Here is a 10,754-nt window from a genome sequence, read left to right as displayed (position 1 = left end):
TCCCAGCAAGCCGCTTCCTGCACGCTTCAGGCCAGAAAACCCGCCCTGAACCGCGGAAAACGACGAAAAATCGAGGTGCCCTTTTGTATTCTAGGGCGTGGACATGGGCGCAAAACCTTCCCGCACCGCGCGCCGACATCGCGCAGGCCCTGCAAGTGCTGGGCCGCCGCACGGCCGATCAACGACGAGCCGAGGCAGCATGGCCCGATCCCCCTTCAAAAGATACGATTTGGCCCTTCGACACACCCTGTCCGAGTCTAGCCAAAACACCAAATGAAGCGAAACGCGACCCACAAGCAATCGAGGAGTTCAAGAAAAAGCTGAATGTTTGGAGGTTAGCGATGGATCGCTGCTCCGGTTACCGGCTCGACCTGCGCGGAGCAAACCTGCAAAACGCCGATCTTTCCGCTGGTCGCCCTGATGCCTCTGACGCCGTGTTCTCTGGCGCAAAACTGTCCGGTGCGCGAATGGAGGGCGCATCGCTCGAAGGAACACGAATGGAAGGCACTGACCTGAAGCGAGTTACGATGCAGGGTGCAGTCGCCATCAAAGCCAGAATGCAAGGAGCAAACTTATTCCATGTGGAAATGGAGGGAGCCGACCTTACCGTGGCGGTGATGAATAACGCGATCCTAGTAATGGCAAGAATAGATGGGGCTGACGTCAGCGGCGCAGAATTGATTGGGGCCCGATGCAGCGCGGTCCGCATGGAAGGCTCGGACTTCAAATGGGCGCACATGCAGGGAACAAACTTCGAAAGAGCGCGACTGGAGGGTGCAGATCTCAATATGGCATTGATGGATGAGGCAAATCTAAGCAGAGCACGGCTTCAAGGGGCGAGCCTGAGCACGTCCCAGTTGAAGGGAACAAATCTGAAAAGAATTCGCATGGACGAGGACACGTTTATCAAAGACGCGACTTTCCAAGGCGCTTGTCTGCAGTATGCTGACGAAGCGACCGCCAGAAAGCTGGCACAGCACTGCGAACAAATATTTGCCGACGGCACGGTCACCTTACCTAATGGCATTGGCCGCCCCGCCCATTGGCCAGACTGGGAACTCCCCAACACCGGCCCCCACGCCTTTGACACCGAATGGCGCAAATGGCAAGCAAACCCCGCCGCCTACACCCCTCCACCAAAACCCGATTGACCACCCGGCAGCACCCACCCGCTTCGCCTCCCTCGCCCATGACGGGGGAGGGAGGTGACACACCGCACCTGCCCCGCTTCCGCCGCGCCTTGGTCCGACCCTCCGGCCAGCCCTGCACGCCTCCCCTCCCCCTCGTGGCGAGGGGCCGGCGGCGCTACGCCAGCCGCCACGCAAATGCCCCGGCCAATCGCGATCCACCCGCTGTCCGGCCCCTCGTCAGCCTGCGCATGCCATGTGCACGCGATGTGCATGGCCCGTGCATCGCGCAAAACGGCCCCTCTTCAGGGGTTGATCGCGCGGGCTTTCGGGGCGACATAGAAGGCTGGCGGCGTGAAAGGGCACGGCTATGGCACTCCCGGTTCGGGATCAGGTGAGGTACTGGGGCGTCTTCGCGGTCGTCTTCGTGCTGGCGCTTTGGTTTCTGGGCGACGTGATCCTGCCCTTCGTTCTGGGCGGCGCGGTGGCTTATTTTCTTGATCCCGTGGCCGACCGGCTGGAGCGGCTGGGGACCAGCCGCGCGCTGGCCACGGCGATCATCACGCTGGTGTCGGTTCTGGTTTTCATCCTGCTGGCCCTGTTGGTCATTCCGACGCTGGTGCAGCAGACCATCAGCCTGTTCGACACGGCGCCAAGGCTGTTCCGCAACCTGCTGGAGTTTCTCAACACGCGCTTTCCCGACCTTCTGGAAGAAGGCTCGGTCCTGCGCAAATCCCTTGCCAGCCTGGGCGACACGATCCAGGAACGCGGCGGAGAGGTGCTCAACACCGTGCTGTCCTCGGCGGCATCGCTGCTCAACGTCGTCATGCTGCTGGTGATCGTCCCGGTGGTGGCCTTCTACCTGCTGTACGACTGGGACCGCATGATCGCACGCATCGACGACCTGCTCCCGCGCGAGCACGCCCCGGTGATCCGCCAGCTTGCCGGCGAGATCGACGACGTGATCGCCGGATTCATCCGCGGCATGGGCACCGTCTGCCTGATCCTTGGCACCTACTATGCCGTGGCGCTGATGGCGGTGGGGTTGCAATTCGGCCTTGTGGTGGGCTTTGTCGCCGGGCTGGTCACCTTCATACCCTACGTCGGCGCGCTGGTGGGCGGGGCGCTGGCGATCGGGCTGGGGCTGTTCCAGTTCTGGGGCGACTGGGTGTCGCTGGGCCTGATCGCGGCAATTTTCGTCAGCGGCCAGATGGTCGAGGGCAACATCCTGACCCCCAAGCTGGTGGGCAATTCGGTGGGGCTGCATCCGGTCTGGCTGCTCTTTGCGCTGTCGGTCTTCGGCACGCTGTTCGGCTTTGTCGGAATGCTGGTCGCGGTGCCCGTGGCGGCGGCCATCGGCGTGATCATCCGCTTTGTCATCGCCAACTACAAGGACAGCCGCCTGTACCGCGGCGTGACGGACGAGCCGGTGGACTGATGGAGCGCCAGCTTGGTTTTGACCTGCCGGTCCGCATCGCGCGGGGACGCAGCGACTTTTTCGTCTCCCCCGCCAATGCGATGGCGGTGGCGCTGATCGACAACTGGCGGGACTGGCCGGGGCGCAAACTGTTGCTGACGGGGCCCACGGCGTCGGGCAAGACCCATCTGGCCCATGTCTGGGCCGCAGCCAGCGACGCGGCCATCGTGGCGGCGCAGGGCTTGGCCGGGGCCGACATTCCGGCGCTGGCGACGAGCAGCATCGCGGTCGAGGATGCGCATGAAATTGCCCGAGACCCGGCGGCCCAGGATGCGCTGTTTCACCTGCACAACCTGTGCCTGGCCGAAGGGCACAGCCTGCTGATCACCGCCCCCACGGCACCGCGACACTGGGGCCTGACCCTGCCCGATCTGGCCAGCCGCATGCAGGGCACACCGGCGGTCAGCCTTGCCGAACCCGATGACGAGTTGCTGGGCGCGGTGCTGATGAAGCTGTTTGCCGATCGCCAACTGGTTCCCACGCCCGACACCCTGCCCTATCTGGTGCGCTGGATGACCCGCAGCTTTCAGGCCGCGCGCGACGTTGTGGCCGAAATGGACGACCGCGCGCTGGCGCAGGGCCGTCCGCTCAACCGTGGGCTGGCGCGTGAGGTTCTGGCCGATTGGTCACAGCCGGACCTTCTGGACAAATCCGGCGTATAGGCTCAGGCTGACGGTCTGCAAAAAGACCGCGCCACCGTTACCGCACCGTCACCACGTTGTTACAGAAAGCGCCGATTAAGCCACCATGGATACAGCCGATTTTCTTCACGCCCCGCTTACGCCCGCCATCGAGATGCCGGATCTGGACCAGACCGGGCCGGGGCGCTTTTTCAATCGCGAACTCAGCTGGCTGGGTTTCAACTGGCGCGTGCTGGAAGAGGCCGAGAACCCGCGCGTGCCGCTGCTGGAACGGCTGCGCTTCCTGTCGATCTCGGCCACGAACCTTGACGAATTCTACACCGTGCGTGTCGCGGGCCTGCGTGAGCTGGCGCAGGCGGGCAACACCACGCCCGCCGCTGACGGGCTGACGCCGGCCGAACAGCTTGTGCTGATAAACGAGGACGCGCGCAACCTGATGAAGGCGCAGCAAAGGGTGTTCAACACCCTGCGCACGGAAATGGCCGCCGAGAACATCACCATGCTGGACAAAAACAGCCTGGCCGAGGATGATCGCGATTTCCTGCGCGAACAATTCCTCAACAACGTCTTTCCGGTCTTGTCGCCGCTGGCGATCGACCCGGCGCACCCGTTTCCGTTCATCCCCAACACCGGCTTCAGCCTGGCGCTGCACCTGCAACGCAAGGCCGACCGCCGCCCCTTGCAGGCGCTGCTGCCGATCCCGCACCAGATCGACCGTTTCGTGGCCCTGCCGCCCGACGCGCAGGGCGCGCACCGCTTTCTGCCGCTTGAGGAGTTGCTGATCCTGCATCTCGACAGCCTGTTTCCGGGCTACACGCTCAAGGACCATTGCGCGTTTCGCGTTCTGCGCGACAGCGATCTGGAGGTCGAGGAAGAGGCCGAGGACCTGGTGCGCGAGTTCGAAACCGCCCTGAAACGTCGCCGTCGCGGCGAGGTGGTGCGCATGAAGATCAGCGCCGGTGCGCCTGCGTCGCTGAAGGCCGTGATCATGGAAGAGCTGCACGTCACCCCCGACGAGGTGATCGAGGTGGATGGCATGATCGGCATCGCCGATGTCAAAGAACTGGTCATCGACGCCCGACCCGACCTGCTGTGGCCGCCGTTCACGCCGCGCGTGCCGGAACGGGTGCAGGACCACGGCGGCGACATGTTCGCCGCGATCCGTCAAAAGGACATGCTGCTGCATCACCCCTACGAGACTTTCGACATGGTGGTGCGGTTCCTGCAACAGGCCGCGCGCGATCCCGATGTGGTGGCAATCAAGCAGACGTTGTATCGCACCTCGCGCAACTCGCCCATCGTCGAGGCGCTGTGCGAGGCTGCCGAGGATGGCAAATCGGTCACCGCGCTGGTCGAACTCAAGGCGCGCTTTGACGAGGCCGCCAACATCCGGCAGTCGCGGCGGCTGGAGCGCGCGGGCGCGCATGTGGTCTATGGCTTTGTCGACTGGAAAACCCATGCCAAGATCAGCACCGTTGTCCGCCGCGAGGGCGACAAGCTGGTGACCTACACCCATTACGGCACGGGCAATTACCACCCGATCACCGCCAAGATCTATACCGACCTGTCGTTCTTTACCTGTGATGCGGCGCTGGGGCGCGACGCCACCAAGGTGTTCAACTACCTGTCGGGCTATGCCATGCCCGAAGGGCTGGAGAACCTGTCGATCAGCCCTCACAGCCTGAAACCCAAGATGATCGAGATGATCGGCAAGGAGGCCGAGCATGCCCGCGCCGGGCGACCAGCGCAGATCTGGATCAAGATGAACTCGCTGATCGAGCCCGACATGATCGACGCGCTGTACGACGCCAGCCGCGCGGGCGTGCGGATCGACTGCATCATCCGCGGCATCTGCGGCTTGCGCCCGGGCATCAAGGGCCTGTCCGAAACCATCCGCGTGAAATCCATCATCGGCCGGTTTCTGGAACATTCGCGCATCGCCTGTTTCGGCAATGGCCACGGCCTGCCCAGCAAGCAGGCCAAGGTCTATATCTCGTCCGCCGACTGGATGGGCCGCAACCTGAACCGCCGGGTCGAAACGCTGGTCGATATCGAGAACCCGACCGTCAAGGCCCAGATCGTCAGCCAGATCATGGCCGCCAACCTGGCCGATGTGGCGCAGACCTGGGTGATGTCGCCCGATGGCAAGTTCGAACGCGCGCAGCTGTCCGAGGGCAAGTTCGCCTTCAACACGCATCGGTTCTTCATGGAAAACCCGTCGCTGTCGGGACGCGGATCGGCAGGGGCCAAGGACGTGCCCAAGCTGACCCATACCGAGGACTGACCTGCCGGCTGGCCGGGCTGCCCCTGCGGCAGATCGGGCGGCGGGGCGTTGACCCTCGGCGCGCACCCGGCCATAACGGCCAAAACCGCACCCAGCGTTGAACGGAGCGTTGACATGACCGAGCAACCCGGCACGGCACCCGCAGATTGGGGGCCGTTCGGCAGACCGCTCTTCAACGACCCGCAGGCCCGCGCGCTGGCCCGTGTCGGAGTGGTCGATGTGGGGTCGAACTCGGTCCGGCTGGTCGTGTTCGACGGGGCCGCGCGCAGCCCGGCCTATTTCTACAACGAAAAGATCATGTGCGGCCTTGGCGAAGGCATGGGCAAGACCGGCCGCCTGTCGCCCACAGGGCGCACCCGCGCGCTGTCGGCGCTGCGCCGGTTCCAGAGCCTGGCAACCGGCATGGGCATCACCCCGCTGACCGCCGTGGCCACCGCCGCCGTGCGCGACGCCGAGGACGGGCCGGAGTTCTGCGCGCAGGTGCTGCGCGACACCGGGCTGACCCTGCATGTCATCGACGGCGAGGAAGAGGCGCGCCTGTCCGCACAGGGCGTGCTGCTGGGCTGGCCGGGCGCGTATGGGCTGGTCTGTGACATCGGCGGCTCCTCCATGGAACTGGCCGAGATCAACGGCGGCGTCGTGGGCCGGCGCGAAACATCCGCCCTGGGGCCGCTGAAACTGGCCACGCTCAAGGGCGGCAAGGAGGCCCGGCGCAAGTATATCCGCGACGCGCTGGACAGCATCGCCGCAAAGATGGGGCCACAGAACAACCGGCTGTTTCTGGTCGGCGGATCGTGGCGCGCGATCGCCCGTATCGACATGGAGCGGCTGGGCTATCCCCTGCACGTGCTGCACGAATACCGGATGAGCCGCAAATCGGTGCGCGACACGCTGAAATACATCGAAAAGCAGGACCCGGACGAGCTGCGCAACCGCGCGGGCGTGTCCTCCAGCCGGATGTCGCTGGTGCCACTGGCCGCCGAGGTGCTGCGCGAGGTGGTCCGCACCTTCGGCCCGCGCGACATCGCCATCAGCAGCTATGGCATCCGCGAGGGCATGCTGTACGAACAGATGCCGCAGGAATTGCGCGACCGTGATCCGCTGATCGAGGCCTGCCGCTTTGCCGAAGCCAAGGATGCCCGCCTGCCCGGCTTTGGCCGCCAGTTGTACCAGTTCATCCTGCCGCTGTTCTCGGGCAGCACGGATGACCGAAAACGCCTGATCCGCGCCGCCTGCCTGCTGCATGACGTTTCCTGGCGCGCGCATCCCGATTATCGCGCCGAAGTCTGCTTTGACAATGCCACCCGTGCCAACCTTGGCGGGCTAAAACATGCCGAACGCGTGTTTCTGGGACTGGCGCTGATGCACCGCTACACCAACAAGCGCGAAGGCACCCGGTTTGACGCTGTCCTGGACCTGATCGAGGAAAAGGACGCCCATCAGGCCGAAGTGCTGGGCAAGGCGATGCGTTTTGCCGCGATGCTGTGGCTGCAAGGCGCCCCCTTGGGCGAAATGCGCTGGTTTCCCAAGAAAAAGGAACTGGAGCTGTGGCTCTCGCCCGAGGCCGAGCCGCTGTTCGGCGAGGTGGCCGAGTCGCGGTTCAACTCGCTGGCGACCACGCTTGGCGCGCAGTCGAAGGTCAAGATGCGCCGCACCAGATCGAAAGCCTGAACTACCCCCTGCCGGACAAAGGCCGGGGGCGGGGGGCTGCGCCGTGGACGGTCCGCAGTCCTACAGATCGATCTCTTCACCCTCATCCGGTTCAGGCGACATCGGCACCTTGCGGCGCATTATGATATCGCCGTTGGGCAGCATCTCGGGCGCGTGATAGTTCGAAAGATCGTCGACCTTGCCCAGCAGATCATTCAACGCCGGGCCCATTTCCTGTACGAACTCGCGCATGGCGGGCTGCATGTCCTGCATCAGCCGCTGCAACTGCTCAAGTGCCGGTTCCGCCTCGTCCATCATGCCGCGCAGGAACAGCTTTGCGCCTTCCTCCATCAGGGAAAACCCGTCACCCTCCTCCTCTTGCGCGGCGGCAAAGGTGGGCAGGGCAGCGACAAGCGCGATGGCGATGATGCGTTTCATGATGTCAATATAGGCGACCGGGCCGCCGATTTTGAGTCACAAACCGATATCCAGCGTCACCGGAAAATGATCCGAGGCGGAAATCAGCGCATCGCGCAGTTCAGGTGTCTTCCAGCACACCGGATCATCGAACGGATGCCAGATGCGCCAGCGCGGCGACAATTCGCGCAGATCCTCTGAAATCATGATGTAATCCAGAAGCGCCTGAATATACCTGTTTTCATGCGGCAGGTAGAACCGCGCCGTGGTCGGCATGGCCATCAGGCGGCTGCGCAGGGCCTGCCGCGCGTGCGGATCATACAGGCCGTGCGGTCCGTCCTCGCCCATCACGATTTCCACCGACGAGCGCCCGAACAGGTGCTCATATTCATCCAGCCCCGGTCCGTCGTTCAGATCGCCCAGCAGGATCAGCGGCTCGGCCTGCGTCAGGTGCGCCTCCACGCGGCGGCGCAGCCAGATCGCCTGTGCCAGCTGCTTGCGCCGGTTGGCGATGGCGATGCGCATCGCCGTGTCGCGGTCGCGTGCGCCATGCGGGGCCTTGGATTTCAGATGCGCACCGATCATCCGCAGGCTGCGCCCCGACGCGGTTTGAACCGACAATTCCAGCGGTGGCTTGGAAAACCGCACCAGATCCTCGGTCGCGTCGACATCCAGATCGATCCGGAACACGCCGTCAAACCTGGGGCAGCCGGCATCGCCCTTCTTGCCGGTCGGTTCGCCCTGCGGGTCATGCGCAACCGTCAGCGTGTCGGGATCATACAGCAGGGCGATTTCCTGCTGCGTGTCATTGGCAAAGCCCAAGGTCGCCCGATGTGCGCGCAATCCGAAGGCACGGGCGAAATTTTCCAGCGCGGGCACGGTGGCGCGCCTGCCGTTGTGATCCGGCGCCTCGATCACCATCACCGCATCGGCATTCAGCGCGGTGAACACGATCCCCAGCGCGGCCAGCTGATCGGTGCGGCGCACATCCTGACGCCCTGACCAGCCGTCATCGTCCAGAAGATTGCCCTGATCGTCGAACAGCGCGTTGAACCATTCGACGTTATAGGTGGCGATCCGCATCAGGCGGCCTGCCCCTTGGCAATCTCCTCCCAGGCGCGGTTGATGTCATGCATGCGCCGCTCGGCCATCTTCACCGCCTCGTCCGGCAGGCCCCGCGCGATCAGCGCATCGGGGTGGTTTTCGCGCACCATCTGCTTCCACGCCCGGCGAATCTCGGGCAGTGGCGTGTCGGGGCTGACGCCCAGCACCGTATGCGGATCGGGCAGTGCATCGGGCACGAAGCGCGCGCGCAGGCTGCGGAAGTCACGCTCGGGCAGGCCCAGAATTGCCGCCACCCGTTCCAGAAACGCATCCTCGGCCGGGTGATAGTGACCGTCGGCGATGGCGATGTGAAACAGCCCCTCCATCAGGTCGCAGATCGGGCCGTCGGTCTGATCGAACATCGCCTTAATCTTGGCGGCATAGGATTCAAACCCCGCCACGTCCTGCCGCGCCAGGTTGAACACGCGGGCGGCCTGCGCCTCGTCCTCGGGGGCGATGCGGAACACCTCGCGGAACGCCGTCACCTCGTCGCGGGTCACCTGCCCGTCGGCCTTGGCCATCTTGGCCCCCAGCGCGATCACCGCGATGGTGAACGCGACCGAGCGTTCGGGCCGCGTGCGCAGCCGGTCGAACACCGCCGACAGCGGCTCGCCACTGGCAAGGGCAGACAGGGCATCGGATATGCGGGTCCAGATCGACATGGCCGCAGACTACCCTGTGGCGGGCCGACTGTCAGTGCGGTTTCAGGGCGATTTCACAGAAATTTCTGCATCAGCACAAGGTCCATCCAGCGCCCGAACTTGAACCCTACCTCGCGCAGGCGGGCGACCTCGGCAAAGCCGATACGCGCATGAAATTCAAGGCCTGCCGGGTTCTCGCCGCTGACCCCGGCCCACAGGCTGTGCGCCCCCTGCCCTCGTGCGTGATCGCACAGCTGCGTCATCAGGGCGCGGCCCAGACCCCGGCCCTGCCCGGCGGGGGCCAGCAGGATGGAATGTTCCAGCGTGCGGGCATAGCCGGGGCCGCCGCGGAACGGAAAGCAGGTGGCAAAGCCCAGCACCTGCCCGCCCTCTTCGGCCACCACGAAGCCGCCCCCGCGCGCGGCGATGTCGGCCCGCAGGCCCGGCACGGTCTTTTCCAGCGTGGTGAACGTGACCGCCGTGTCGCGGATCACCGCGTTCCAGATCTCGGCAACGCCGGGCGCGTCCTGCGCCGTCGCGGGCCGTACCGTCACCGCAGCACCCTTTCGCCGTGGGGCGTGTCGAACACCGCCTCAAGTGCTGCGGCGTCGGCGGTGTGATAGCTGACGCGCGCGTCGGGCATATGCGGGGCCAGACGGTCGCGCAGGGCATCGGCCTGCGGATGGAACACGCGCAGCGCGGTCAGACGCGCGCCCGATTGCGGCAGGCATGGCGCGGGATGGGCATCGCCCTGCCATTGCATCACCGCCGGGTGGATGTTGTCGAACGGCAGGCAGCCATCGTCGGGCACCGCCATGAACCAGCGCAGATCGCCGCGGGTGATGTCCAGCGCGGTGCCGGCATCGGGCATCTGCGCCAGCGCCGAGGTGATGTCGGGCGTGCGGCAGACCCAGTTGGTCAGGCGCGGCGCGCCTGAGAAATTGTCCAGATCGAACCAGCGCGGACGGTCAGGCGCAGGCGCCGCAGGGTCGATGGCGATCACCTCGAAATACAGACCATCCTCAAGCCCGACCAGCAGGTTGTGCGTGCCCATCAGCGGATGCAGCCCGCCGGGGGCCAGGGTGATGCCCAGCGTCTGTTCGACATAGGCGCGCCCCTCGTCCAGCGAATTGGCCGCAACGGCGATGTGATCGAGTTCAAGCATGAAAGCCCCCTGTGGATGTGATTCTGTGCGGGATCATAGGGGGTTGGGTTGGGGAGGTGGAGTGAGATTTGAAATCTCCTCAATCCTACTGTTCTGGCAACCCCAATTCGTAGAGCAACTCATTAATGTTTTGAGTTCCCAACCATATAAGAAATCCACGGTCAACAACATACAGCATTTTATTTGCTTGATCATAATCGGCTATTTCGCGGTTTGTGTGGGTGGTTTGGTTTCCGGTCATTTGCTTG

At 64.5% G+C, this 10,754-nt stretch carries 10 protein-coding genes; 5 read left to right on the top strand and 5 right to left on the bottom strand.

Annotation, left to right across the window (positions count from 1 at the left end; genetic code table 11):
* From ACFTOW_RS14475 to ACFTOW_RS14455, 5 genes are all read left to right on the top strand, one after another.
* A partial coding sequence (locus ACFTOW_RS14475; RefSeq protein WP_379916912.1) for a pentapeptide repeat-containing protein occupies nucleotides 1-1,151 on the top strand: 1,151 nt, incomplete at its 5' end.
* A 346-nt stretch (nucleotides 1,152-1,497) separates the two neighbouring features.
* Complete coding sequence (locus ACFTOW_RS14470; protein ID WP_379916911.1) at nucleotides 1,498-2,565, top strand: AI-2E family transporter; 1,068 nt, start codon at nucleotides 1,498-1,500, stop codon at nucleotides 2,563-2,565.
* A complete protein-coding gene (locus tag ACFTOW_RS14465; RefSeq protein WP_379916909.1) occupies nucleotides 2,565-3,266 on the top strand; it encodes a P-loop NTPase family protein in 702 nt (233 codons plus the stop codon). The genes ACFTOW_RS14470 and ACFTOW_RS14465 overlap by 1 nt, the downstream gene beginning before the upstream one ends.
* Before the next feature lie 85 nt (nucleotides 3,267-3,351).
* On the top strand, nucleotides 3,352-5,529 hold the full coding sequence (locus ACFTOW_RS14460; protein WP_379916907.1) for an RNA degradosome polyphosphate kinase: 2,178 nt from the start codon (nucleotides 3,352-3,354) through the stop codon (nucleotides 5,527-5,529).
* 114 nt (nucleotides 5,530-5,643) lie between these two features.
* Nucleotides 5,644-7,200: a Ppx/GppA family phosphatase gene (locus ACFTOW_RS14455; protein WP_379916905.1), complete on the top strand. Its 1,557-nt coding sequence runs from the start codon at nucleotides 5,644-5,646 to the stop codon at nucleotides 7,198-7,200.
* Between the two features lie 60 nt (nucleotides 7,201-7,260).
* Here the strand turns inward: ACFTOW_RS14455 and ACFTOW_RS14450 are convergent, their stop codons facing one another.
* From ACFTOW_RS14450 to ACFTOW_RS14430, 5 genes are read right to left on the bottom strand one after another with little or no spacing between them, the layout of a single operon-like run.
* The gene (locus ACFTOW_RS14450) at nucleotides 7,261-7,617 is read right to left on the bottom strand and encodes a hypothetical protein (protein ID WP_379916903.1); all 357 of its coding nucleotides are present in this window, start codon (nucleotides 7,615-7,617) and stop codon (nucleotides 7,261-7,263) included.
* 36 nt (nucleotides 7,618-7,653) lie between these two features.
* Complete coding sequence (locus ACFTOW_RS14445; protein ID WP_379916901.1) at nucleotides 7,654-8,679, bottom strand: endonuclease/exonuclease/phosphatase family protein; 1,026 nt, start codon at nucleotides 8,677-8,679, stop codon at nucleotides 7,654-7,656.
* The gene (locus ACFTOW_RS14440) at nucleotides 8,679-9,362 is read right to left on the bottom strand and encodes a TerB family tellurite resistance protein (protein WP_379916899.1); all 684 of its coding nucleotides are present in this window, start codon (nucleotides 9,360-9,362) and stop codon (nucleotides 8,679-8,681) included. The genes ACFTOW_RS14445 and ACFTOW_RS14440 overlap by 1 nt, the downstream gene beginning before the upstream one ends.
* A 53-nt stretch (nucleotides 9,363-9,415) precedes the next feature.
* Entirely contained in the window at nucleotides 9,416-9,895 is a 480-nt protein-coding gene (locus ACFTOW_RS14435) for a GNAT family N-acetyltransferase (RefSeq protein WP_379916897.1), read from the bottom strand.
* The gene (locus ACFTOW_RS14430) at nucleotides 9,892-10,506 is read right to left on the bottom strand and encodes a VOC family protein (RefSeq protein ID WP_379916895.1); all 615 of its coding nucleotides are present in this window, start codon (nucleotides 10,504-10,506) and stop codon (nucleotides 9,892-9,894) included. The genes ACFTOW_RS14435 and ACFTOW_RS14430 overlap by 4 nt, the downstream gene beginning before the upstream one ends.
* Between the last annotated feature and the right edge of the window lie 248 nt (nucleotides 10,507-10,754).

The sequence above is a fragment of the Lacimonas salitolerans genome, from assembly GCF_042677865.1.
In the GTDB taxonomy this organism is placed as follows: Bacteria; Pseudomonadota; Alphaproteobacteria; order Rhodobacterales; family Rhodobacteraceae; genus Lutimaribacter; species Lutimaribacter salitolerans.
Note: the sequence above shows the minus strand (reverse complement) of the source record. Positions and strands in the feature narration are given on the sequence as shown.

What these genes read in the sequence shown, in the direction of transcription:
- ACFTOW_RS14450 (WP_379916903.1), bottom strand. Translation starts at nt 7,617, where the DNA reads ATGAAACGCATCATCGCCATCGCGCTTGTCGCTGCCCTGCCCACCTTT.
- ACFTOW_RS14440 (WP_379916899.1), bottom strand. Translation starts at nt 9,362, where the DNA reads ATGTCGATCTGGACCCGCATATCCGATGCCCTGTCTGCCCTTGCCAGT.
- ACFTOW_RS14460 (WP_379916907.1), top strand. Translation starts at nt 3,352, where the DNA reads ATGGATACAGCCGATTTTCTTCACGCCCCGCTTACGCCCGCCATCGAG.
- ACFTOW_RS14430 (WP_379916895.1), bottom strand. Translation starts at nt 10,506, where the DNA reads ATGCTTGAACTCGATCACATCGCCGTTGCGGCCAATTCGCTGGACGAG.
- ACFTOW_RS14455 (WP_379916905.1), top strand. Translation starts at nt 5,644, where the DNA reads ATGACCGAGCAACCCGGCACGGCACCCGCAGATTGGGGGCCGTTCGGC.
- ACFTOW_RS14465 (WP_379916909.1), top strand. Translation starts at nt 2,565, where the DNA reads ATGGAGCGCCAGCTTGGTTTTGACCTGCCGGTCCGCATCGCGCGGGGA.
- ACFTOW_RS14445 (WP_379916901.1), bottom strand. Translation starts at nt 8,679, where the DNA reads ATGCGGATCGCCACCTATAACGTCGAATGGTTCAACGCGCTGTTCGAC.
- ACFTOW_RS14470 (WP_379916911.1), top strand. Translation starts at nt 1,498, where the DNA reads ATGGCACTCCCGGTTCGGGATCAGGTGAGGTACTGGGGCGTCTTCGCG.